The organism is Rhizobium phaseoli, assembly GCF_010668805.1.
Lineage (GTDB): Bacteria > Pseudomonadota > Alphaproteobacteria > Rhizobiales > Rhizobiaceae > Rhizobium > Rhizobium phaseoli_A.
Map to the genome: position 1 here is coordinate 111,858 of NZ_WUFT01000005.1, position 24,131 is coordinate 135,988.

General features: G+C 61.5%; 20 protein-coding genes. 8 read left to right on the plus strand and 12 right to left on the minus strand.

Going from position 1 to position 24,131, the window contains the following annotated elements; translation table 11 throughout:
- Positions 1 to 7 precede the first annotated feature (7 nt).
- Together purN and purM are read right to left on the minus strand one after the other, a co-directional pair.
- Positions 8 to 679: a phosphoribosylglycinamide formyltransferase gene (gene purN / locus GR197_RS09415; protein WP_164008767.1), complete on the minus strand. Its 672-nt coding sequence runs from the start codon at positions 677 to 679 to the stop codon at positions 8 to 10.
- On the minus strand, positions 676 to 1,749 hold the full coding sequence (purM, locus tag GR197_RS09420; RefSeq protein WP_164008769.1) for a phosphoribosylformylglycinamidine cyclo-ligase: 1,074 nt from the start codon (positions 1,747 to 1,749) through the stop codon (positions 676 to 678). Before purM ends, purN begins: the two co-directional genes overlap by 4 nt.
- A gap of 245 nt (positions 1,750 to 1,994) precedes the next feature.
- On the opposite strand from purM, the gene GR197_RS09425 reads away from it, so the two are divergent.
- From GR197_RS09425 to ppx, 4 genes are all read left to right on the plus strand, one after another.
- Positions 1,995 to 3,119 carry an AI-2E family transporter gene (locus GR197_RS09425; protein WP_164008771.1) on the plus strand — a complete coding sequence of 375 codons (1,125 nt, stop codon included), beginning with the start codon at positions 1,995 to 1,997 and terminating at the stop codon, positions 3,117 to 3,119.
- Complete coding sequence (gene hdaA, locus GR197_RS09430) at positions 3,112 to 3,825, plus strand: DnaA regulatory inactivator HdaA (protein ID WP_164008773.1); 714 nt, start codon at positions 3,112 to 3,114, stop codon at positions 3,823 to 3,825. Before GR197_RS09425 ends, hdaA begins: the two co-directional genes overlap by 8 nt.
- A gap of 66 nt (positions 3,826 to 3,891) precedes the next feature.
- On the plus strand, positions 3,892 to 6,096 hold the full coding sequence (locus GR197_RS09435) for an RNA degradosome polyphosphate kinase (RefSeq protein WP_164008775.1): 2,205 nt from the start codon (positions 3,892 to 3,894) through the stop codon (positions 6,094 to 6,096).
- A gap of 12 nt (positions 6,097 to 6,108) precedes the next feature.
- Complete coding sequence (gene ppx / locus GR197_RS09440; RefSeq protein WP_164008777.1) at positions 6,109 to 7,629, plus strand: exopolyphosphatase; 1,521 nt, start codon at positions 6,109 to 6,111, stop codon at positions 7,627 to 7,629.
- Positions 7,630 to 7,919: 290 nt separating this feature from the next.
- Here ppx and GR197_RS09445 read toward each other — a convergent pair whose 3' ends face one another.
- The 4 genes from GR197_RS09445 to GR197_RS09460 all read right to left on the minus strand — a co-directional run bounded on the left by GR197_RS09445 (position 7,920) and on the right by GR197_RS09460 (position 13,355).
- Positions 7,920 to 9,278 (minus strand): esterase-like activity of phytase family protein, encoded by a 1,359-nt coding sequence (locus tag GR197_RS09445; protein WP_164008779.1) that lies wholly within the window; start codon positions 9,276 to 9,278, stop codon positions 7,920 to 7,922.
- 105 nt (positions 9,279 to 9,383) lie between these two features.
- Positions 9,384 to 10,445: an adenylate/guanylate cyclase domain-containing protein gene (locus GR197_RS09450; protein ID WP_164008781.1), complete on the minus strand. Its 1,062-nt coding sequence runs from the start codon at positions 10,443 to 10,445 to the stop codon at positions 9,384 to 9,386.
- Between the two features lie 244 nt (positions 10,446 to 10,689).
- On the minus strand, positions 10,690 to 11,835 hold the full coding sequence (gene rnd, locus GR197_RS09455; RefSeq protein WP_164008783.1) for a ribonuclease D: 1,146 nt from the start codon (positions 11,833 to 11,835) through the stop codon (positions 10,690 to 10,692).
- A 128-nt stretch (positions 11,836 to 11,963) separates the two neighbouring features.
- Positions 11,964 to 13,355, minus strand: coding sequence for a multicopper oxidase family protein (locus GR197_RS09460; RefSeq protein ID WP_164008784.1), 1,392 nt, complete (start codon positions 13,353 to 13,355; stop codon positions 11,964 to 11,966).
- Between the two features lie 256 nt (positions 13,356 to 13,611).
- Between GR197_RS09460 and aspS the strand changes: the two genes are divergently transcribed.
- Entirely contained in the window at positions 13,612 to 15,402 is a 1,791-nt protein-coding gene (gene aspS, locus GR197_RS09465) for an aspartate--tRNA ligase (RefSeq protein WP_164008786.1), read from the plus strand.
- A gap of 62 nt (positions 15,403 to 15,464) precedes the next feature.
- Here aspS and GR197_RS09470 read toward each other — a convergent pair whose 3' ends face one another.
- Positions 15,465 to 16,634: a serine hydrolase domain-containing protein gene (locus GR197_RS09470; protein ID WP_164008788.1), complete on the minus strand. Its 1,170-nt coding sequence runs from the start codon at positions 16,632 to 16,634 to the stop codon at positions 15,465 to 15,467.
- A 66-nt stretch (positions 16,635 to 16,700) separates the two neighbouring features.
- On the opposite strand from GR197_RS09470, the gene GR197_RS09475 reads away from it, so the two are divergent.
- On the plus strand, positions 16,701 to 17,342 hold the full coding sequence (locus GR197_RS09475; RefSeq protein WP_164008790.1) for a TetR family transcriptional regulator: 642 nt from the start codon (positions 16,701 to 16,703) through the stop codon (positions 17,340 to 17,342).
- 89 nt (positions 17,343 to 17,431) lie between these two features.
- Here the strand turns inward: GR197_RS09475 and GR197_RS09480 are convergent, their stop codons facing one another.
- Positions 17,432 to 18,619, minus strand: a complete 1,188-nt coding sequence (locus GR197_RS09480; protein ID WP_164008792.1) for a YdgA family protein — start codon at positions 18,617 to 18,619, stop codon at positions 17,432 to 17,434.
- Positions 18,620 to 18,854: 235 nt separating this feature from the next.
- Here GR197_RS09480 and parC point away from each other — a divergent pair, with 235 nt between their 5' ends.
- Together parC and GR197_RS09490 are read left to right on the plus strand one after the other, a co-directional pair.
- Complete coding sequence (gene parC / locus GR197_RS09485; RefSeq protein ID WP_164008794.1) at positions 18,855 to 21,110, plus strand: DNA topoisomerase IV subunit A; 2,256 nt, start codon at positions 18,855 to 18,857, stop codon at positions 21,108 to 21,110.
- 222 nt (positions 21,111 to 21,332) lie between these two features.
- Complete coding sequence (locus tag GR197_RS09490) at positions 21,333 to 21,791, plus strand: SRPBCC family protein (RefSeq protein WP_164008796.1); 459 nt, start codon at positions 21,333 to 21,335, stop codon at positions 21,789 to 21,791.
- On the opposite strand, the gene GR197_RS09495 is transcribed toward GR197_RS09490, so the two are convergent.
- From GR197_RS09495 to GR197_RS09510, 4 genes are read right to left on the minus strand one after another with little or no spacing between them, the layout of a single operon-like run.
- Positions 21,781 to 22,170 carry a type II toxin-antitoxin system death-on-curing family toxin gene (locus tag GR197_RS09495; RefSeq protein ID WP_164008798.1) on the minus strand — a complete coding sequence of 130 codons (390 nt, stop codon included), beginning with the start codon at positions 22,168 to 22,170 and terminating at the stop codon, positions 21,781 to 21,783. The two genes, GR197_RS09490 and GR197_RS09495, sit on opposite strands and share 11 nt — an antisense overlap.
- Positions 22,170 to 22,391 (minus strand): AbrB/MazE/SpoVT family DNA-binding domain-containing protein, encoded by a 222-nt coding sequence (locus GR197_RS09500; RefSeq protein ID WP_164008800.1) that lies wholly within the window; start codon positions 22,389 to 22,391, stop codon positions 22,170 to 22,172. The genes GR197_RS09495 and GR197_RS09500 overlap by 1 nt, the downstream gene beginning before the upstream one ends.
- A 58-nt stretch (positions 22,392 to 22,449) precedes the next feature.
- Positions 22,450 to 23,334, minus strand: a complete 885-nt coding sequence (locus GR197_RS09505; RefSeq protein ID WP_164008802.1) for a DMT family transporter — start codon at positions 23,332 to 23,334, stop codon at positions 22,450 to 22,452.
- Positions 23,335 to 24,111, minus strand: coding sequence for an arginyltransferase (locus GR197_RS09510; RefSeq protein WP_164008804.1), 777 nt, complete (start codon positions 24,109 to 24,111; stop codon positions 23,335 to 23,337).
- Between the last annotated feature and the right edge of the window lie 20 nt (positions 24,112 to 24,131).

Sequence of the window (24,131 nt, forward strand, 5' to 3'; positions counted from 1 at the left end):
GCGCGCTTTAAGCGCGGTCGCCGATCAGCGAAATCAGCTGGGCCTTGGGGGCGATTGCGGAAGCCTCAGCGCCCACTGCTTTGCCACCTTCCATTGTCACGCGACCTTCGGCGAAGAGCCGCAGCGCCTGCGGGTAGATCTGGTGTTCGACGGTGAGCACGCGCGCGGCGAGGCTTTCGGCCGTGTCACCGGAAAGGATCGGGACGGCTGCCTGGCCGATGACCGGCCCTTCGTCCATGCCCTCGGTGACGAAATGCACGGTGCAGCCGGCAATGCGCATGCCGGCGTCGATGGCGCGTTGATGGGTGTGCAGGCCCGGAAACAGCGGCAGCAGGGAAGGGTGGATGTTGAGCATCCGGCCTTCATAGCGCTGGATGAAGGCAGGCGTCAGCAGCCGCATGTAGCCGGCCAGGCAGAGGATATCGGGAGAAAGCGTGTCGAGTGCGGCAAAGATCGCCGCCTCATGCGCTTCCTTGCTGGTATAATCCTTGCGGGGAAAGGCGAAGGTGGCGATGCCTTCGGCTGCGGCCTTCACAAGCCCGCCGGCATCCGCTTTGTCTGAAATTACCCCGACGATCTCGGCCGGGTAGTCGGCGGCCTTTGCCGCCGCAACCAGCGCCATCATGTTCGAGCCGCCGCCGGATATGAAGACGACGGCGCGTTTGCGCGGCGAACTCATATGGCAAGCGTGCCTTTGTAGACCGTGCCGGCAGCACCCTCGTCGCGAGCGATCATGCGGCCGAGCGTGACGACAGTCTCGCCCTCGGCTTCGAGTGCGGCGGAAACGGCCGCGACATTCTCATGGGCGACGACGGCGATCATGCCGACGCCGCAGTTGAAGGTGCGCAGCATTTCATTGGCTTCGACGCCGCCGGTCTTGGCGAGCCACGAAAACACCTTGGGAACCTTGACGGCGGCAAGATCGATCTCGGCCGCCAGATGCTTCGGCAGCACGCGCGGAATATTTTCCGGGAAGCCGCCGCCGGTGATGTGCGCCAGCGCCTTGATGGCGCCGGTCTCGCGGATCACCGTCAGAAGCGGCTTCACATAGATGCGGGTCGGCTCGAGCAGAGCCTCGCCGAGCTTCTTGCCATCGGCGAACGGCGCCGGCGCATCCCAGCCGAGACCGGACAGTTCGACGATTTTGCGCACCAGTGAGAAGCCGTTCGAGTGGACGCCGGAAGAGGCAAGGCCGAGAATCACATCGCCTTCGGCGATATCACCGGAGGGAAGCAGCTTGCCGCGTTCGGCAGCACCGACCGCAAAACCGGCGAGATCGTAGTCGCCGGAGGAATACATGCCAGGCATTTCGGCCGTCTCGCCGCCGATCAGCGCGCAGCCGGCCTGTCGGCAGCCGGCGGCGATGCCGCCTACGATGGCCGCGCCCTGGTCCGGGTCGAGCTTGCCGGTGGCGAAATAATCGAGGAAGAACAGCGGCTCGGCGCCCTGCACCACGAGATCGTTGACGCACATGGCGACGAGATCGATGCCGACGGTGTCGTGATAATCGGCATCGATGGCGATCTTCAGCTTGGTGCCGACGCCGTCATTGGCGGCGACCAGAACCGGGTCGGTAAAACCGGCGGCCTTGAGATCGAACAGCCCGCCGAAGCCGCCGATCTCACCGTCGGCGCCGGGGCGGCGGGTTGAGCGCACCGCCGGCTTGATCTTTTCGACGAGGAGGTTGCCGGCATCGATGTCGACGCCCGCATCGCTGTATGTCAGGCCGTTTTTCCCAGACTGGCTCATGCTGGTCTCCGATGGCTATTTCTAGCGGCAGACGCGCCGCGTCATCTGCCGGTCGCAATTGCATGACAGGGGCCTTTATGCAAGCGCCGCATGGCAAAAGCCCCCAATTTCCCGCGTCTTCCCAGAGCCTTTCCGGGATTTGGCGCGGCAGGGTTGACCATCTTTGCGCCTGCATCCTATGTGCTGAATGGCCGCCTCGGTTCGGATGCGGCGTTTGGCGGCGTAAAGCGATTAGCGGGGAAGCGATGCCACAGCAAGTCAGCGGCAACAGTCTCAAGCGTCAGATCTTCTTCTGGCTGGCAGTGCTCGTCTTCTTCATCGTTTTTCTCTATGTCTTCAGCTCGATCCTGCTGCCCTTCATCGCCGGCATGGCGATCGCCTATTTCCTGGATCCGGTGGCCGATCGGCTGGAGCGTCTCGGCCTGAGCCGGATGATGGCGACGGTCGGCATCCTTATCTCCTTCGTCATCGTCTTTGCGCTGGCGCTTATGATCCTCATTCCCGTGCTCGTCAGCCAGTTCAACGATTTCGCCGAGCGTCTGCCGACTTACATCAGCCAGCTGCAGCAGTTCATCAGCCAATCGCAGAATTCGCTGCTGCCGGATTGGGTCAAGAGCCAGGCCGGCACGATCAAGGACAATTTCTCCGGCATCCTCTCCGAAGGCATGGGCTTCCTGACCGGGCTCTTCGCGCAGATCTGGAATTCCGGCAAGGCCATCGTCGACGTCATATCGCTGCTCGTCGTCACCCCCGTCGTCGCCTTCTACATCCTGCTCGATTGGGACCGCATGGTCGCCAAGGTCGACCAGTGGATCCCGCGCGATTATATCAGCGATGTCCGCCAGATCGCCAAGGAGATCGACCAGGCGATCGCCGGCTTCATCCGCGGCCAGGGTTCGCTCTGCCTCATCCTCGGCATTTATTATGCCGCGGGCCTGTCTCTCGTCGGCCTGAACTTCGGCCTGCTGATCGGGCTCTTTGCCGGCATGATCAGTTTCATTCCCTATGTCGGCTCGATGGTCGGCCTGGTTCTCGCCATCGGCGTGGCGATCGTGCAGTTCTGGCCGGATTATCCCTGGATCGGCCTGGTGCTTGCCGTCTTCTTCAGCGGCCAGTTCCTCGAGGGCAATATCCTGCAGCCGAAGCTCGTCGGCTCCAGCGTCGGCCTGCACCCGGTCTGGCTGATGTTTGCGCTGTTTGCCTTCGGCGCGCTCTTTGGTTTCGTCGGTCTTCTGGTCGCCGTGCCGGCCGCCGCCGCCGTCGGCGTCCTTGTTCGTTTCGCGCTTTCGCGTTACCTTCAGAGCGATCTTTATTTTGGCGTGTCGCCGACTGGCCGCGCCCGGAAGACGAAATCAGTTCCCCATGAATGACGTGAACAACGCTGATCCGAAGGGCAAGGCCGGAGAGCAGCTGCCGCTGGTCTTTTTGCACGATGCCGCAAGCGGGCGCGACGACCTCCTGGTCTCGGAGCGTCTCGCTGCCGCCGTTTCGATTGTCGATGCCTGGCCGGCATGGCCATCGCCGGTCGTCGTGCTCGCCGGCCCGGTCGGTTCGGGAAAATCGCATCTCGCCCGTATCTGGCGGGAATTGAGCGGCGCCGTCGACATCCATCCCGAGCTTGGCTCCGACGCGGCGGTTGCTGCCGCCACCGGCCCGGTGCTGTTCGAGGATGCCGACCGGCTTGGCTTCGACGACAATGCGCTGTTTCACGTCATCAACAGCGTGCGCGAAAATGGCACCAGCCTGTTGATAACAAGCCGTCTCTGGCCGATGTCATGGCCGGTTCTGCTGCCCGATCTGCGCTCGCGCCTGAAAGCTGCAACCGTCGTCGAGATCGGCGAACCCGACGAGGCGTTGTTGTCGCAGGTGATCGTCAAGCTGTTTGCCGACCGGCAGCTTTATATAGATGACAAACTCGTGCTCTATATCGTTAACCGGATGGAGCGGTCGCTGAACGCTGCCCAGACGATCGTCGAAAGGCTTGACCGGCTGGCCCTGTCGCGGGGCACGAAAATCACCCGGTCTCTGGCCGCCGAAGTATTGAATGAATTGGGAAATTCGGAGCCGGCCGATTGACTGTCACAGTTCCGTCGTGAAACTGATATAATTGCCTTCGGCGATTGAGAACGGGGTAAACGGTTTATGGATAGCGCAGTCGCAGAACATCAGGAACTCACTCCGCAATCCAACGACAACACGCCCCCGCTGGAAGAGCTGCTCAAGAGCCCCGAGCGCTTCATCAACCGAGAATTCTCCTGGCTGCAGTTCAACCGCCGCGTCCTGGAAGAAACGCTGAATACCGAGCATCCGCTGCTCGAGCGCGTTCGCTTCCTGTCGATCTCGGCTGCCAACCTCGATGAATTCTTCATGGTGCGTGTCGCAGGCCTCGAGGGCCAGGTGCGCCAGAACATCGTCATCCGCAGCCCCGACGGCAAGACGCCGGCCGAGCAGCTCGATTCGATCCTGCAGGAGATCGACCATCTGCAGATGGAGCAGCAGGCCTCGCTCGCCGTGCTGCAGCAGTATCTCGCCAAGGAAGACATCCTGATCGTGCGCCCTGGCGCCTTGAGCGATGCCGATCGCCAGTGGCTCGCCACCGAATTCGAACAGGCGATCTTTCCTGTCCTGACGCCGCTGTCGATCGATCCGGCCCATCCGTTTCCGTTCATTCCGAACCTCGGCTTCTCGATCGGTCTGCAGCTCGTCAGCAAGAATGGCCGCGAGCCGATGACGGCGCTGCTGCGCCTGCCGCCGGCGCTCGACCGCTTCGTCCGCCTGCCGGATGATGGAAACACGATCCGCTACATCACCCTGGAAGATGTCGCCAACATCTTCATCCACCGGCTCTACCCGGGTTACGAGGTGCAGGGGTCCGGTACGTTCCGCGTCATCCGCGACAGCGATATCGAAGTCGAGGAAGAGGCCGAGGATCTTGTCCGCTTCTTCGAAACGGCGCTGAAGCGCCGCCGCCGCGGCAAGGTCATCCGTATCGAGACCGACTCGGAAATGCCGGCCTCGCTGCGCCAGTTCGTCGTTCAGGCGCTTAATATCCCTGACAATCGCGTCGCCGTTCTGCCGGGCCTTCTGGCGCTGAACACGCTATCCGAGATCACCAAGGCGCCGCGCGAGGATCTCAGGTTTCCGTCCTACAATGCGCGATTTCCCGAGCGCGTCCGCGAACATGCCGGCGACTGCTTCGCCGCCATCCGCGAAAAGGACATGGTCGTCCATCACCCCTACGAATCTTTCGACGTCGTGGTCCAGTTCCTTCTCCAGGCTGCGCGCGATCCTGACGTCCTGGCGATAAAGCAGACGCTTTACCGCACGTCCAACGACAGCCCGATCGTCCGCGCGCTGGTCGACGCCGCCGAAGCCGGCAAGTCGGTGACGGCACTGGTCGAACTCAAGGCCCGCTTCGACGAAGAGGCGAATATCCGCTGGGCGCGCGATCTCGAGCGCGCCGGCGTGCAGGTCGTCTTCGGCTTCATCGAGCTCAAGACCCACGCCAAGATGTCGATGGTTGTCCGCCGCGAGGAGGGCAAACTTAGGACCTATTGCCATCTGGGAACTGGCAACTACCACCCGATCACCGCGAAGATCTATACCGATCTGTCCTATTTCACCTGCAATCCGGTCATCGCCCACGACATGGCGAACATCTTCAACTTCATCACCGGCTATGGCGAGCCGGAACAGAGTATGCAGCTCGCCATCTCACCCTATACGATGCGCCCGCGCATCCTGCGCCACATCGAGGAAGAGATTCAGCACGCCAGGAACGGTGCCCCGGCGGCGATCTGGATGAAGATGAACTCGCTTGTCGATCCCGACATTATCGACGCGCTCTATCGCGCCAGCCATGCCGGCGTCGAGATCGATCTCGTCGTACGCGGCATCTGCTGCCTGCGTCCACAGGTGCCCGGCCTTTCCGAAAAGATCCGCGTCAAGTCGATCGTCGGCCGCTTCCTTGAACACAGCCGCATCTTCTGTTTCGGCAACGGTCATGGCCTGCCGTCCGATAAGGCGCTGGTTTACATCGGTTCGGCCGACATGATGCCGAGAAACCTCGATCGCCGCGTCGAAACCATGGTTCCGCTGACGAATCCGACCGTTCACGAGCAGGTCTTGTCACAGATTATGCTCGGCAACGTGATTGACAATCAACAAAGCTACGAGATATTGCCCGACGGTACGTCGCGGCGCATGGAAGTGCGCAGGGGCGAGGAACCGTTCAATGCGCAGCAGTATTTCATGACCAATCCGAGCCTGTCAGGCCGTGGTGAAGCTCTGAAGTCCAGTGCGCCGAAGCTGATCGCTGGCCTGCTCGAAGGCCGCAACAACAAGTAAAACTGGACCTAAATGGTTGAATCTGAAGCCCAGGGGCGCCTTCCGGGGATCGCCCCGGTCTCCGTCGTCGATATTGGATCGAATTCCATTCGTCTAGTCGTCTACGAAGGCCTGTCCCGTTCGCCAACCGTCCTGTTCAACGAAAAGGTTCTCTGCGGCCTCGGCAGGGGTATTGCCCTGACCGGCAAGATGGATGAAGACAGCGTCATCAGAGCTTTGGCATCGCTGCATCGTTTCAAGGCCCTGTCCGACCAGGCGCGCGCCGCAACCATGTATGTATTGGCGACGGCCGCCGCGCGCGAGGCGAGCAACGGTCCTGATTTCATCCATCAGGCCGAAACCATCCTTGGCCGCAAGGTCCGCGTGCTCTCGGGCGAGGAGGAGGCGAAATTCGCCTCGCTCGGCATCATCAGCGGCTTCTACAATCCCGATGGTATTGCCGGCGATCTCGGCGGCGGCTCGCTTGAGCTGATCGATATCAGGGGCAAGGAAGTCGGCAAGGGCATCACGCTGCCGCTCGGCGGCCTGCGGCTGTCGGAATATGCCGGCGGTTCGCTTTCCAAGGCCCGCACCTTTGCCCGCAAGCAGGTGAAGACGGCAAAGCTGCTGTCGAAAGGCGAGGGGCGCACCTTCTACGCCGTCGGCGGCACCTGGCGAAATATCGCCAAGCTGCACATGGAACTCACCAACTATCCGCTGCACATGATGCAGGGTTACGAGGTTTCGCTCGAAGCAATGATGCTGTTCCTCGAACAGGTGGTGAGCGCGCGCGATTCCAAGGAACCGGCGCTACAGGCGGTGTCGAAACACCGTCGTTCGTTGCTGCCCTTCGGCGCCGTCGCCATGACGGAAGTGCTGAGCGCGATGAAACCGTCGGTGATTTCCTTCTCGGCGCAAGGTGTGCGCGAGGGATATCTCTATTCGCTGCTGTCGGAGGGCGAACGCCGCCTCGATCCGCTGCTTGCCGCGGCTGGCGAACTGGCGATCCTGCGTGCCCGCTCGCCCGAGCATGCCCGCGAACTGGCGGAATGGACCGGCCGCATGATGCCGCTCTTCGGCGTCCAGGAAACCGAAGAGGAAAGCCGCTACCGTCAGGCCGCCTGTCTGCTTGCCGATATCAGCTGGCGCGCCCATCCCGACTATCGTGGCCTGCAGGCGCTGAACGTCATCGCCCACTCGTCCTTTGTCGGCATCAGTCATCCCGGCCGCGCCTTCATTGCACTCAGCAACTACTACCGTTTCGAAGGCTTGCACGACGACGGCGCCACCGGCCCGCTGGCGCAGATCGCCACACCACAGTTCATCGAGCGCGCCAAGCTGCTCGGCGGCATGCTGCGTGTCGTCTACCTCTTCTCGGCCTCGATGCCCGGCATCGTCAAGAACCTGACCTTCCGCAAGTCGTCGAGCCCGGACCTCGACCTCGAATTCGTCGTGCCCCCCGAATACCGCGATTTCGCCGGCGAACGCCTGGACGGCCGCCTGCAGCAGCTGTCGAAGCTGACGAACAAGAGACTGGCGTTTCTATTCGAGTAGGGCAGTGCAACGATCGTTGTGCCCTGCCGGCCCCCTCTGGCCTGCCGGCCATCTCCCACAGGTGGGGAGATCGGCTGGGCGCACCGGTTTCCCAAAACAATTGCCGTTGCAGCGCGACGAAACGGTAGAGAGGTGGGAAGGCCAAGCCGCTTGTGATCTCCCCACCTGTGGGGGAGATGGCCGGCAGGCCAGAGGGGGGCTGGCACGGCATGCAGTACGATGTGTCTACCAAACCAGATAGAAAAGGCGGCACTTCCGCACCGCCCTCTCCATCTCACACCAAACCCCAATTACTTCGCGTTCAAAAACTCGCCAACCTCAAGCAGGCTGAACTCGTTATTGTCGGCCTTGTCGACGGCGCGGCCGGCTGAGAAGGGCAGGTTGTTGTCATTGCCGATGATGATGTGGGTGGCGTCGACGCGGTCGACGTTTTCGATCGTCACGAACGGCATGTCGTAGACGCCGTCCTCGGCCCCTGCCTTCTTTTTGTTGTCGGGGTCCTGAATATTCAGGAGGTCGATATAGCCGATCTTGCGGACGGCCTTGCCGGCATTGGCGTCGTTGAACTCGATCTTGTAGACGCGCTTCAGCTCGGCCGGAGCTTCGAAGCAATCCGGCTTCGGCTGCTTCGGGTCGGCGCAGGCTTGGTCCTTGGTGCCGGCGCCGCTGTCGCGCTCGATGACGAGAGCGGTGGTGTCGTCGAGCATGTTGAAGTCGCCGATCGACACGCCCTTGTCTTCGAACGGATAGAGCCAGCTGCGGCCGGTCCACTTCTTGGCGGCGACGTCGAATTCGATGACGCGGACGGCGGTGTGGCCATCGACCGATTCCATCTGGCCGTCATCCCTATAGATGGCGCCTTCGAGCAGGCCGTAGAGCTTGGAGCCATCCCTGGACATGGCGAGGCCTTCGAAGCCGCCGGAGCGCTTCAGGTTGAAGACCGGCATCTTCGCGGTCGGGTTGCCCGGAAGCTGGATCAGCGGATTGTCGGGCGAAAGTACCGGCTTGCCGTCGAGGGTCGTCGCGATGACGTCAGTGAGGCGACCTGCAGTGTCGACCTTAAGAAAATAGGGACCGAATTCGTCGCCGAGCCAGAAACCGTCGGCAACCGGCTGGATCGATTCGATGTCGAAGTCGGCGCCGGTGAGATAACGCGTGTCGGTGCCTTCCAGTACGATCGGGAAGGGGGCGATCTTGTTCGGATCGGAGAGGAAGAGGTTCCTGACGATGTCAGCCTTGTTGGTCGCCCAGTCGAACTTCATCTGGTGCAGGAAGAGCATGGAGTCGGAGGAATTGGCCTTCGAGCCAAAGCCGTTATCCGTGAGCGTCCAGAAGGTGCCGTCAGCCATCGTCTTGATGCCCGAGAAGCCCTGGATCGCCTGGCCGTCGAAGGGAAGCTTCAGGTCGGTGACGCGGGCGCCGTCCTTGCCGGGAATGGTGCCGAGCGCTTCGGTGCGCTTGCGGTCCGCCGTCGTGAACTTGCCGGAATGCTTGAGAAATTCAGGAGCATCGGCCGGAGCCGGAACCATGGTGTTGGCAGGAAGGATCGCCTGGCCGGCGAGCTTGGCCGGGAACTGCTGCTGGTCGGCGGAGGCGGAGCCCGCGACCAGGATGAGAAGTGATACGGAAGCAAAAAGAATGGTCTTCATAATATCCCCATGGAACGAATGCCAATGGCTTCCGCTTAGCAGGGCTTCAATGTCAGCGACTTGACGGTTGGGTGAAGCTTTGGTGACGCGCGGCGGAACGGCCGCTCAGCCATGCAGAATGATCGCCGGCGTATTCAGCACGGTCACCGCGCGCGAGGAAAGCGCCATGACGCCAAGCGCCTGGCCGCGCCCCTTGACGGCATGGGTGCCGAGATCCTCGCAAGAGATGTCGTCGGGAAATTTCATGCGCCGGGCAAGTTCGGCGGAGATCAGCACCGGCCGGTTCAGGCTGCGGCAGAGCGTCTCCAGCCGGGCGGTGGTGTTCACCGTATCGCCGAAATAGCTGATCTTGTGGTGGTCGACGCCGATTTCGGCGGTGATGATCTCGCCGCCGTGAAGGGCGGCACGCAACTTCGGCACCTGCCCGTAATTTTTCCGCCAGCCGGCGGCATTGGCTTCGATATCGGCGAGGATATCGAACATACAGCGCACGCAACGCGCATTCTTGACGCCGCGGGCAAACGGCCAAGTGATGATCGCCGCATCGCCGACATAGTCGTTGATCATGCCCTTGTGGCGCCGGACCGGCTCGGCGAAGGTCGCAAACAGCGAACTCAGCAGCTGCTGCGCACGAAGGTCGCCATGCTTTTCGGCAAAAGCCGTCGAATCGACCAGATCGATGAACAGAAAGACACGCTCTTCCCTGACCGGATTGCGATAGCGGCTGACCAGCATGCTGAGGAATACTTCGCGGCCGAGCAGTTCCCGCACGCGCAGGATGAAGATCAGCGCCGAGCAGACGGCAAGTGCATAGAGGAAGACCTCGTAAGGCATGATGACGAGATCGAGGAACGAGGTTGGCTTCACCATCCCGATTGACGAGAGCAGCAGAGCGGCGCAAGCAAAGCCGATGCTCATCAGGATTTCGTAGATCACCAGTTCGCTGATGATGAAGGCGAAGGTCGGCAGCTTCTGGATACGTCTGTACAGCCCGCGGAACAGCGCCTTGCGCTCGAAGGCGATGATCGGCATGCCGATGAACAGCGCGAAGATTGCGCCGACAACGGGCGTCTGATTGGAGTAGAACATCAGATCATAGACGACGCCGCTGGCGGCCAGAACGATCGTGATCAAGATCCAGTTCTGCGTCGGAGATATTTCCCGCATGCCGTCCTTCGCCAAATAATGGTTCTTCCAGCCATTGTTTCAGCTGGGAAAAAAGCGTCAAGCGAATTCGATGCGGTCTTACAACGCCGCGCGTCAGATAGACGTGCGGCGTTGTAAGGCTTTGAAATCACGCTAGAACAGGATGATTTTAAGCCCGGTTGGGCTAAAATCTGATCCTGTTCTAAATTAAAGAGTTAGAGCATGATGCCGTCCGAAAACCGCTCACACTTTTCGGCATCGTGCTCTAGAGGCTGATTGTCTCGACCTTCCGGTCGACGAAGCGCAGAGCGATCTGACCCTGGATCAGCTGCAGCGCCGGCTCGCCGAAAAGATCGCGCCGCCAGCCGTGCAGAGCCCCGACTTCGGCCCTCTCGCCCTCGGCGGCGATCCTGTCGAGATCCTCGCTGTTGGCGATCACTTTCGGCGCCACCCCGTGCTTTTCCGAAATCAGTTTCAACAGCACTTTCAGCAGTTCGACGGCAGCAGCGGCCCCTTCGGGCGCCTGCGCCTGGCGCGGCACATGTGGCATATCGGCCTTCGGAAGAGCGAGCGCCGTGTTGACAGCCTCGATGACGGCGGCGCCGGAGGTCGAGCGCTCCCAGCCTTTCGGAATGGTGCGCAACCGCCCAAGCGCCTCGGTATCCTTGGGCTGCTGCTGGGCGATCTCGTAGATCGCATCATCCTTCAGCACCCGCGAACGCGGCACATTGCGCGCCCGCGCCTCACGTTCGCGCCAGGCGGCAACATATTTCAGGATCGCCAGTTCCTGCGGCTTGCGCAACCGCATCTTCAGCCGCTGCCAGGCATCGTCGGGATGCATGTCGTAAGTTTCGCGCGCCTCGAGAACGTCCATCTCCTCGGAGAGCCAGGAGGTGCGGCCTTCGCGATCGAGTTCCGCCTTCAGCGACAGATAGACGTCGCGCAGATGGGTAACGTCGGCCAGCGCATATTCCAGCTGCTTGTCGGAAAGTGGCCGGCGGCTCCAGTCGGTGAAACGCGACGACTTGTCGATATGAACGTTCTTGATCCGGCTGACCAGCTGATCATAGGAGACGCTGTCGCCAAAACCGCAGACCATGGCGGCGACCTGCGTGTCGAAGATCGGATGCGGAATGAGATTGCCGCGATTGAAGATGATTTCGATGTCCTGACGCGCCGCGTGAAAGACCTTCAGCACCTTCGGATCGGCCATCAGCTCGAAGAAGGGGGCGAGATCGATCCCCTTGGCCAGCGGATCGACGAGAACTTCGGTTGTCGGGCTTGCCATCTGGATCAGGCAGAGCTCCGGCCAGAAGGTCGTCTCGCGCAGGAATTCGGTGTCGATGGTGATGAAGTCGGACTTGGCCAGCTCTTTGCAGGCGGCCGCCAAATCGGCGGTGGTTTCGATCATATCATTTCATTCGCAAGGAAAAGGTCGGTTGAACCTTCCTTCTCCTTTCGCTTCGATATGTCAATACAACAGCATAAGCTTCGCGCATTGCTGGATAAGAATTACGTCCAAACTGCGGCAAGGCCGCCTCAGCTCACTCTGACGTAGCTGGTCATCCCGGTCTTCTGGTGCTCGATGATATGGCAATGCAGCAGCCAGTCGCCGGGATTGTCGGCGACGAAGGCGAGCTGCACCTTCTCGTCAGGCTGGATGAGATAGGTATCGGAGACGAGCGGCATCACCTGCCTGGTCGAGGAGGAGATCACCGTGAAGCTCATCCCGTGCAGATGGATCGGATGTGCGTGCGGCGTCGTATTCTCCAGGTTGAAGAGATAGCTCTTGCCGAGCTTCAGTTCCGCCAGCGGCGCTGTTGGATCCGGCGTGTCTCCCGGCCACGGCACCTTGTTGATTGCCCAGAAACTGTAGCCGAGCGTGCCGCAGATGCTTTCGACGGCGGTGTTTTCAGCGGTGGCGCTCAGCACCAGCGGGATCTCTTCGGCGGCGGAAAGATCGGCCTTCGCCACCGGATTTTCGACAAGCGGTCCGAGATCGCCGATATCGCGCTTCAACGATGATCCGACTGCGCGCAGGCTGGCGATCGTCTTCGGCGTGGTGCCGCGGATATCTTCGAGCGTGGCGACAGCGCCTTCGCTGTCCGGCATGCGCACGGCAAGATCGAGCCGCTGACCCGGCCCGATCTGCAGCAGATCGAGGGGAAAACGCTTCGGCACCGGATTGCCGTCGATCGCAATGACGCTCGCAACCGCTCCTTCCATCTTCAGCGAAAAGATCCGCGTCACGTCGGTCACGGCGATACGCAGCCGCACTAGCCCGCCGGCGGGCGCGTCGTATTGCGGCTCCTGATGCCAGTTGGCGGTGCGCACGGTGCCGTAGGTCCCCGATTTGGCGGCGTCGCGCGGCTTGAAAGCGGCGATGAACTGCCCGTCGCCGCCGAGCCTCCAGTCGCGCAGGTTCAGTACCACTTCCGCATCGAATTCTGGATCGGCCGGATCTTCGACGACGATGACGCCGGTCATGCCGTGCCCCATCTGCGTCAGCGTGTTACAATGCGGATGGTACCAGAAGGTGCCGGCATCGGGCGGCGTGAAGGCATAGTCGAAGCTGTCGCCGGTATAGATGTAGGGCTGCGTCATGAACGGCACGCCGTCCATGCGGTTGTCGATGCGGAGCCCGTGCCAGTGGATCGTTGTCGGCTCGTCGAGTTCGTTTTTCAGCCGCGCCGCATAGGGTCGCCCCTTTTTCATCCGAAGAACCGGCGGCATGCCGTCCTGGCCCCAGCTCATGATATCCCGGGTCGGCCCGGCCTCGGTCAGCATGGCCTCGGTCTTTACCGCCGTCAGCAGTTGCGGCTCGGGGGCTGCCTCGGCAAGCCCGAATTTACCGGCAATGCCGATGCCGACGCCATAGGCGCCCGCGACGGCGGATGCCTTGAGAAGGTTGCGGCGGGTCAGGAGAGGCATGCGGAGGCTCCACAGTGATAATGCCGATCCTTTTAAAGTTGACCCGCTCCTTCATCAATACGGGAAGCGCGGCCAAACTGCCGCAGTATACGGGGCGCAGCCTCGCCATAAACGTCTGGCAAACGCGTGGGCAGCGAGTGCTAAGCCTTGACAAATCGGAGCGTCCATGCGCTTTTCCGCCCGATTTTCTTGTCGGCGCTTGAGGGTTCTTGAAGCCCTTGCTGCCGTCTTAAGCCACATGCCAGGATTTGAGATCATGCATCGCTATCGCAGCCACACATGCGCCGCCCTCCGCAAGACGGATGTCGGCTCGACCGTCCGTATCTCCGGCTGGGTCCATCGCGTCCGCGACCATGGCGGCGTCCTCTTCATCGATCTTCGCGACCATTACGGCATCACCCAGGTCGTCGCCGATCCCGACAGCCCGGCCTTCAAGATGGCCGAGACCGTGCGCGGCGAATGGGTGATCCGCATCGACGGCCTCGTCAAGGCCCGTACCGACGACACCGTCAACAAAACAATGGCAACCGGCGAGATCGAGCTCTACGCCCAGGAGATCGAAGTGCTCTCCGCCGCCAAGGAATTGCCGCTGCCGGTCTTCGGCGAGCCGGACTATCCCGAAGACGTTCGCCTCAAGTACCGCTTTCTCGATCTTCGCCGCGAAACGTTGCATAAGAACATCGTCAAGCGCACCCAGGTCATTTCGGCCATGCGCCGCGAAATGGGCAATGTCGGCTTCACCGAATATACCACGCCGATCCTGACGGCCTCCTCGCCGGAAGGCGCACGCGACTTCCTCGTGCCTTCGCGCATCCATCCCGGCACTTTCTATGCTCTGCCGCAGGCGCCGCAGCAGTATAAGCAGCTGCTGATGGTGGCGGGCTTCGACCGCTACTTCCAGATCGCGCCCTGCTTTCGCGATGAAGACCCGCGCGCCGACCGCCTGCCGGGCGAATTCTACCAGCTCGACCTCGAAATGAGCTTCGTCACCCAGGAAGACGTCTGGGACACGATGGGCCCGCTGATGACGAGCGTGTTCGAGGAGTTTGCCGAAGGCAAACCGGTCACCAAGGAATGGCCGCGTATCCCCTATGACGAGGCGATCCGCAAATATGGTTCGGACAAGCCGGACCTGCGCAACCCCATCGTCATGGAAGCCGTGACCGAGCATTTCGCCGGCTCCGGCTTCAAAGTCTTCGCCGGCATGATCGCCTCCAACCCCAAGGTTCAGATCTGGGCGATCCCGGCCAAATCAGGCGGCTCGCGCGCCTTCTGCGACCGCATGAACGCCTGGGCGCAGAGCCAGGGCCAGCCCGGCCTCGGCTATATCTTCTGGCGCAGCGAGAACGACAAACTCGAAGGCGCCGGCCCGCTTGCCAAGAATATCGGCGAGGAGCGCACCGATGCGATCCGCACTCAGCTCGGTCTCGGCGATGGCGACGCCTGCTTCTTCGTCGCCGGAGAGCCGGAAAAATTCTACAAGTTTGCCGGCGAGGCGCGCACCAAGGCTGGCGAGGAACTGAACCTCGTCGACCGCGACCGCTTCGAATTGTGCTGGATCGTCGATTTCCCATTCTTCGAATGGAGCGAGGAAGACAAGAAGGTCGATTTCGCCCACAACCCGTTCTCGATGCCGCAGGGCGGCCTCGACGCGCTGCAGAACCAGGATCCGCTGACGATCAAGGCTTTCCAGTATGACGCCGTCTGCAACGGCTTCGAAATCGCCTCGGGATCGATCCGCAACCAGTCGCCGGAAACCATGGTCGCCGCCTTCGAGAAGGTGGGCCTCAGCCAGCAGGATGTCGAAGGCCGTTTCGGCGGCCTCTACCGCGCCTTCCAATACGGCGCGCCGCCGCATGGTGGTGCAGCCTTCGGTATCGACCGCGTTGTCATGCTGCTCGTCGGCGCGAAGAACCTGCGCGAAATCTCGCTGTTCCCGATGAACCAGCAGGCCCAGGATCTGCTGATGGGCGCGCCGAGCCCGGCAGCGCCGACACAGCTGCGTGAACTCTCGATCCGGCCGATCCCGCCGGTCAAGAAGGACTGAGGATCGTCTGATCCCGAATGCAAAGGCCCGGCGACTGCTGTCGTCGGGCTTTTTGCCGTCGTTCACAATGCCGCGTAGATCGCCTGGCGAAGATCGACTGTGAACTTGCCCCACATGCCCTCCAGCGTCGTGTTCGTCAGCGCAACGACGGTCAGGCCGTTGACCGGGTCGATGAACCAGCTGTGGCCATAGACGCCGCCCCATTTCAGCGTGCCCTTGGGGAAGGGGACGCCGGCCTCGGCCGGATCGGTGATAACAGACCAGCCGAAGCCAAAGCCGGAGCCGGGTTCGTGCTGCTGGCGGTGTCCCCCGGCCTGGTCCATTGCCATCGTCTGCACTGTCTCGTTTGAAAGCAGCGGTGCGCCACCCCTACGGATGGTTTCGAGCACGGAAAGCACGTCCGTCGCCGTTCCCGCCATGCCGGCGCCCCCGGAATGATAGGAGGCGGGGTCGAAGATGCGGTTCGGCGCGAAACGGATGGGACCCATCTGCGACATCACCAGCGCATTCTCGCCCATCAGCGTCGGTTCCGGCGAAGCGTCCATATAGGCCGCCGCAAGCCGGCTACGGTCACGAACCGAAAATGCGGTATCGGCAAGCCCAAGCGGTCTTGTCACCAGTTCGGCAATGGCTTCACCCAACGGCATGCCGGTTTCCGCCTCGATGACGCCGCCGAGAACATCCATGGCAAGGGAATACTGCCAGTCGCTGCCCGGCGCGAAACGTAGCGACACGCTGGCGATCCGCCGCAGATTTTCGGCGAGCGGCAGTCCTGGTTGATCGAGGCCGTCGGAAATGCCGGCGCTGATATAGGGGCCGCCGTCCTCTTCGGAGAAGCTGTAGCCGAGGCCTGATGTATGGGTCAGCAGGTGGCGGATGCGAATTGTGGCTTCGCCGCCGTCGGGCAGCCTCGGGCGGAACTCCGGCAGCCATCGGGTCACCGGGTCGTCGAGCCCGATTCTAGCCTGCTCGACCAGCCGCATTGCGGCGATGGTGACGATCGGCTTGGTGATGGAAGCAAGCCTGAAAATCGTGTCCTCGCGCATCGCCAGACCGACTTCGCGGTCGGCGAGGCCGGCTGCGCGGCGATAGATGATCTCTCCATCGCGGGCGACGAGCACGACCGTCCCGACCAGCCGCTTTTCGTCGAGCGCGCTTGCTATCGCCGTATCGATGGCAGCCGCAAGTAAGGAATTCCTGTCGGCATTCGCCGTTTCAAGGGGAAGACTCATCAGATCAAACCTTCTATAATCACAATGACCATTCCTGAATTAGACAAGTGGAGTGCAATTTCCAGAGTGATCATTGTGAAAAATAGCCCGGACGTGAAAAATCCTACCGCCCGCCGCCGCGGCCGCCCCCCAGCCTTCGACCGTGAGACGGTTCTTTCAGCCGCCCGCGAGACCTTCTGGGCGCACGGATACGAGGGCGCCTCGATTGCCGATCTGACGGCGGCCATGGGCATCACGCCGCAAAGCCTCTATGCCGCCTTCAACTCGAAGGCCGATCTCTATCGTGCAGCGCTGGAGCAATATCGGGCGCTGGGCGCCGAAACCTCTTCCGCGCTCGGCGAGCCGATCGACACGGTCTCCGCCTTCGAGCGGGTGTTGCAGGGCTCGGCCGCCAGGTTTTCGGCGCCGGAACATCCGAAGGGCTGCATGATCTCGACGGCTGTGCTGAATTGCGCCAGCGAGAACGACGGCGTTGCCGACCATGTAGCGATGCTGCGTCGTCGGTCGCTGGAGGCCTATGCGGCAAGGATCGAGCGCGGCATCCGCGAGGGCGACATCAGGGCCGACGCGAACCCTCGCGCGCTGGCGCGGTTCCTCGGCGCTATCGTCCAGGGCATGTCGGTGCAGGCGAGGGACGGCGCATCGCTTGAGGAATTGCTGGAGATCGCAAGTCTCGCCATTGCCGAACTCGCCCGCCACCGCGCCTGAAAAACGAGAAGGCCCGGCAGTGTGTGACTGACACAAGCTATTGGGGTCAGTCACACACTGCCGGGCCTTTTGTCGTCAGATCGAAGCGATCAGTCGTTGGCCGAAACCTTGACGCCGAGCACCTGCGGCAGCGTGTTCGGAGCGCCCATGGCGGCACCGACGATCGTCGGGAACGGCACCGGCTTTTCCGGAGCGGCCTTGACGGTCAGGCTCTTCGGGTCGTCGAGGAACGTATTGACCGCTGCCGAAACGGCATTCTGCAGTTCCGGGATATTGAGCTGCGCCAGCATGATCGGCGTCATCGCCTTCAGCGAATCCGCCATCTGCTTGCCCGACATGTTCTGCTGCGAGCCGGCATAATCCAGCGCGCGCTTGGTAATCGAGGCATCTTCGAAACGCACCTGCGCGGCCTCGAAGGACAGCTGCTGCATCAGGCCGAGCATGGCGAGGCCCAGCGCCTGCTGCGACTGATCCTTGTTCGCACCAGCTTCGGCTTCCTTCATCGCATCCTGCATCGATTTCATGAAGGCCATCGTATAGCCGGAGATCTTGAAGCCGAGGTTCAGCTTGCCGATATTGGTGAAGTCGAAGGCGAATTCGGAGATGTCGATCGTGCCGGGGGCGAGTTCCCAGGCGCCCTTCATGGTGATGTCGCCCTGGACGTGCTGCAGGGCGAGCTTCTCGATCGCATCCTTGCTCTGCGCATCCTCGGTCTTGGTGAGATCGGCCTTCATGCTTTTGAAGGCGCCATCGAAATCGAAGCCGGATTCGTCTTCGCGCAGCGTCAGGTTCATGTTGGTTTCGAGCAGCGAGAACACTTCCGCGCCGTCCTTGACCACCTTCACCGGGCCGGTATGGGCGGTTTCATAGAGCATCATCGTGTCGAGCGTGTCGCCACCCGCCGTTGCCGGCACGGAAATGCCGCCGAGCGTCAGCTCCTGCGCCGTCACGGTCACGCCGTCTCCCGTCTTGTTGATGTCGGGAAAGGCCGCTTCTTCGATGTAATAGCCGCCATCCTCGTCTTCTTCGACGCCGGAAAGGGTGATTTCGCCAATGGGCAGGCTTTCGCCGCCGGTCGGCTTGACGGTGACATTCTTCAACGTCACGGTCGTGCCGTCGATATCGACGGCCTCAGCGGCAATCGTTCCGCCCTGGGCGGCATAGGCGGCATTGATCTTCTTCAAGAGATCGGTGCCGTCGAGAGCGAAAGCCGAGCCGGCGAGCGAGAAAATGGCGGCGCCCGACAGCATCAGCCGCGTTGTCCGGTAAAAGTTCATGGGGTGATTCCTCTGGTGGCGTGATGGCGGTTGGAAATCTGCAGTTACGCGACTACGGATTGGGCCTGCTTTATATTTGCGGACTTCTAAATTTCCGTTGAAAGGAACGGCAAACGAAGTCCAAATTGCGGCGGAACGTTTGTCTCATCCTTTGATGTCGGTGCCAAGACTTCATCCACAGCTGCTATGACCTGGATTCCTTGCCCGCCAGCCTCTTCTGGGCTAGTCAGGACCTATGGGACAAGAGATTTTGCCGCCTTCCGGCGGAGACGACGATCACATCCAACCGGTCGACCTGAAGGCGGCGCTCGAGCAGCGCTATCTCGCCTATGCACTGTCGACCATCATGCACCGCGCTCTGCCTGACGTGCGCGACGGGCTGAAGCCCGTTCATCGCCGTATCGTCTATGCGATGAACGAGATGGGCTTGCGGCCGACTTCGGCCTTCAGGAAATGCGCCAAGATCGTCGGCGAGGTGATGGGTAACTACCATCCGCACGGCGACCAGTCGATCTACGACGCGCTTGCCCGTCTGGCCCAGGATTTCTCGCAGCGCTACACGCTGGTCAACGGCCAGGGCAATTTCGGCAATATCGATGGCGACAGTCCCGCCGCCATGCGTTACACCGAATCGAAGATGACGGCGGTCTCCGAACTGCTGCTCGAAGGCATCGATCAGGACGCCGTCGATTTCCGCGATACTTACGATGAGTCGAATTCCGAGCCGATCGTCCTTCCCGGCGCCTTCCCGAACCTGCTGGCCAACGGTTCCTCCGGCATCGCCGTCGGCATGGCGACCTCGATCCCGTCGCACAATGCCCATGAGCTTTGCGACGCCGCCCTGCACCTGATCAAACATCCGGATGCGACCGCCGAAAAGCTCGTCGAATTCATTCCCGGCCCGGATTTCCCCACAGGCGGCATCATCATCGACAGCCGCGAGAGCATCATCGAGAGCTACCGCACCGGCCGCGGCGGTTTCCGCGTGCGGGCGAAATGGCAGACGGAAGATCTCGGCCGCGGCGGCTACCAGATCGTCATCACCGAAATTCCCTTCCAGGTGCAGAAATCGCGGCTGATCGAAAAGATCGCCGAGCTGCTGATCGCCCGCAAGCTGCCGTTGCTGGAAGACATCCGCGACGAATCGGCCGAGGACATCCGTGTCGTCCTGGTGCCGAAGACCCGCAGCGTCGATCCGACGATCCTGATGGAATCGATGTTCAAGCTGACGGAGCTCGAAAACCGCTTCCCGCTCAACATGAACGTGCTGTCCATGGGCCGCATCCCGCGGGTCATGGCGCTGAACGAAGTGCTGAAGGAGTGGCTGGATCACCGCCGCGAGGTTTTGCAACGCCGCTCGCGCTTCCGCCTGGCGGCGATCGAAAGGCGCCTCGAAATCCTCAGCGGCCTTCTGATCGCCTATCTCAATATCGACGAGGTGATCAAGATCATCCGCGAGGAAGATGAGCCGAAGCCGGTGATGATGGCGCGATGGGATCTCAGCGACATTCAGGTCGAAGCGATCCTCAACATGCGGCTGCGCGCCTTGCGCAAGCTCGAAGAGTTCGAGATCCGCAAGGAATTCGACGAACTCACCAAGGAAAAGGGCGAGATCGAGGCGCTGCTTGCCTCCGACGACAAGCAATGGCAGACGGTCGCCTGGGAAATCGGCGAGGTGAAGAAGAAATTCGCCAAGGCGACCGAGGTCGGCCGCCGCCGCACCCAGTTTGCCGACGCACCCGAAGCCGACGAGGAAGCAATCCAGCAGGCGATGATCGAGAAGGAACCGATCACCGTCGTCATTTCCGAAAAGGGCTGGATCCGCGCGCTGAAGGGCCATATCGCCGATACGGCGACGCTGACCTTCAAGGAAGGCGACGGCTTGAAGCTGGCCTTCCCGGCGCAGACGACGGACAAGATCCTGATCGTCACCACAGGCGGCAAGGCCTTCACGCTCGGCGGCGACAAGCTGCCCGGCGGTCGCGGTCACGGCGAGCCGCTACGCATCATCATCGACATGGACAACGACCAGGCGGTGCTGACCGCTTTCGTCCACGACCCCTCGCGCAAGCAGTTGATCGTCTCGACGGCCGGCAACGGCTTCGTCGTTCCGGAGGCCGAGCTGGTCGCCAATACCCGCAAGGGTAAGCAGATCATGAACGTCGCGCTGCCGGAGGAAACCCAACTGCTCGTGCCCGTCGGCGGCGATCATGTCGCCGTCGTCGGCGAAAACCGCAAGTTGCTGGTCTTCCCGCTGGCGCAGGTGCCGGAAATGTCGCGCGGCAAGGGCGTGCGTCTGCAGCGCTACAAGGATGGCGGCATTTCCGACGTTCGCTGCTTCTCGATCGCAAATGGCCTCGTCTGGGAAGACAGTGCCGGCCGCACCTTCACGAAGAACAAGGATGAGCTTGCCGAATGGCTGTCCGACCGCGCCACCGCCGGCCGCACCGTGCCGAAGGGTTTTCCTCGCAGCGGTAAATTTGCCGGCTGAGGCGAGAGGCCTTGGTTGTAACGCTTTGATTCGCTGAATAATTCTTTAAGTCGACGCCGATTGAAGGAATTATATTTCCGTGCCCGGCTCTTGGCGGGCGTGGCAAATCCTCTATCTCATTCCTGTCAGCAAAAATAGGATAAGGCCGGTTTTCGCAGGCGGGCGAAATGGCCGCGACCCGTGCACTGGAGAAGTGCGCGCGCCCTTACCGGAGGAAAATCGATGCCCGCCAGCACCATCAAAGTGCATGTGAGCCACACCTACAGCGTGCCGCCCTCTGTGGTGTACGACGCCTGGCTCAACCCTGAAATCGCCCGCCGCTTCCTGTTCGCCACCGACGACGGTCATGTCATCCGTGCCGATATCGATCCTCATGTGGGCGGTCGTTTCTTCGTCGTCGACCGCCGTCCCACAGGCGATGCCTTTCACCAGGGCGTCTTCCTGGAACTGAAGCGCCCGCAACGCATGGTCTTCAGCTTCTCGGTCGAAGAGCATGATCATAATTGCGACCGTGTCGAAATCGACATCGAGCCTCTCGGCGGCGGCAGCCGTCTGACGCTGACCCACGAAATGTGCGCCGAGTGGGCCGAGCACGAGGAAAAGACCCGGCAGGGTTGGGCACATGTGGTCGAAGGGCTCGGCCACGAGCTGGAACAGCAGCAGATGAAGGCTACGGGTTGAGCGGCACGCTGAAGTCGCGAAGGAAGCGCGTCGCCCCTTCTTCATCGATCTCGCCGGCTGCGACGGCGAGATCGAAGGCGTAGAGATTGGCGTCGGTCGTTTCGATCTCGTAGCCGTTTTCGAGAAGGAACACACCCGCGGTTACGACCGCGATCCGCTTGTTGCCGTCGATGAAGGCGCGGTTGCGGGCAAGGCCGAAAAGATAGGCGGCGGCGAGTTCGATGACGTCGTCGCAGCCATAATGCGCCTTGTGCCTCGGCCGCCCGAGAGCGGATTCCAGCGCGCCCTCGTCACGCAGGCCGGCGAGACCGCCGAAGCGCTCAATCTGCATTTTCTGCAGAGTTTCCACCAAGGGTCTCGTCAGCAATTTGAAGGCCATTATTCGGCCAGCTTTTTCAAGGCGACCTTATACTTGTCCATGAAATGCCGCGCCGCCTCAAGCTGACGCGACAGATCCTCGTCAGTCGGCGTCAAGGTGATGCTGCCGTTTTCGACCTGCAATTCCAGAGTATCGCCAGTCTTCGATCCAAGCCGGTCGAGAACCTCCTTGGGGATGATAATTCCCTCGGAATTGCCGATCTTGCGGATCACGACGTTCATTTCTTCATCCTCTGATGTGGTAACGAAGTTATAACATGGGGTGGGTAGGCGACAACGCCTATTCCGCCAATGGCCTGATGCTGCTTCCTCGCACCATCCAGAAACAATGCCCGGCGATGGCCGCCATCAGGATGCCGCCGCCGACGAGTGTCATCGTCGCCGGCGTTTCCGAAAAGATCAGCCAGACCCAGATCGGAGCGAGCACGGTTTCGAGCAGATAGAACATGCCGACTTCAGGGGCGGAGAGGTAGCGCGGCCCGGTTGCAAGGCACCAGAAGGCGACGGGCATCATGATGGCGCCATTGAAGAGGATCCAGCCGGGATGGGCGATGGAAAGCCCTGAGGGCAGAGCCTGGGCGAGACCGAGCGCGGCCGGCAGGATGGCGGCAAGCAGCGGCACGAAGCCCATTTCCCGGCGCGAGGCACGGCCGATTGTGATGGCTGCGGCGAGAATAAGCGCGCTGAGAAGCGCCATTGCGTCGCCGAAAAAATGGCCGCTGGAAAGCCCTTCGCGCACGATCAGTCCGACGCCGAAGATCATGAGCAGCATGGCGATCAGCGTTGCGGCCTGCGGCTTCTCCTTGAGGAAAGTCCAGGAAAGGAGCGCTCCGAACATCGGGTTGAAGGCGACGATAAAGACGACATTGGCTGTGGTCGTATTGAAGACAGCCAGAACGAAGGTGAGGGACGAGAAGCCGTAGAGCAGACCGGCGAGCAGGCCGGCTCGCCCCGGAACGAGGACCGGCCATTTGCCCGAGGCAAGGCGCATTGCTCCAAGGATGACGAGCGTGGCGAGAACCGTGGCAGCGCTTCGCGCTCCCAGGATGGACCAGATGTCGCCATCGCCAAGGCGGACGAGCGGAATATCCATGGAAAGCGCCAGCCCGCCGACCGCCGTCAGCAGGAGACCCTTCCGATGATCGGAAAGAGCAGTGGGGAACATTTAGTCGTGGGTGCTTTCGGGCATGGATGAGGGATCGAAACGTTCCCAGCCGCGCGGCGTCAGATGTTCCTGCGGCTGGAAGCGTGTCTTGTAGTCCATTTTTCGCGACCCTTGAACCCAGTAGCCAAGGTAGACATGCGGCAGGCCGAGCGCCTTCGTGCGCCTGACATGGTCGAGAATCATGAAGGTGCCGAGCGAACGCCGCTCAAGATCGGGATTGAAGTAGGAATAGACCATCGATAGCCCGTCGCTCATCGTGTCGGTCAGCGCGGCGCCAAGCAGCTCGCCCTTCGGCCGTTGCTCCAGTCCGGAGCCTTCTTCACGCCGGCGGTATTCGACGATTCTCGTATTCACATGCGTATCTTCCACCATGATCGCATAGTCGAGCACGGTCATGTCGGACATGCCGCCCTGCTGGTGGCGATAATCCAGATAACGCCGGAAAAGCGAATATTGCTCGCTGGAAGGCTGGGCGGTAAATTCGGTGGCGATGACGTCCGAATTGGCGGCGAGTACCCGCTTCATCGATTTCGTCGGCTCGAATTCCTGGGCGAGAATGCGCACGGAAACGCAGGCGCGACAGGATTCGCAGGCCGGGCGGTAGGCGATATTCTGGGAGCGGCGGAAACCGCCCTGCGTCAGGATGTCGTTCATCTCGGCGGCGCGCGGACCGACCAGATGGGTGAACACCTTACGCTCCATCTCATGCGGCAGATACGGACACGCAGCCGGAGCCGTCAGATAAAACTGCGGGGATGGCGTTGTCTGCGTATTCATCTGTCGCGGAAATTTCCTTG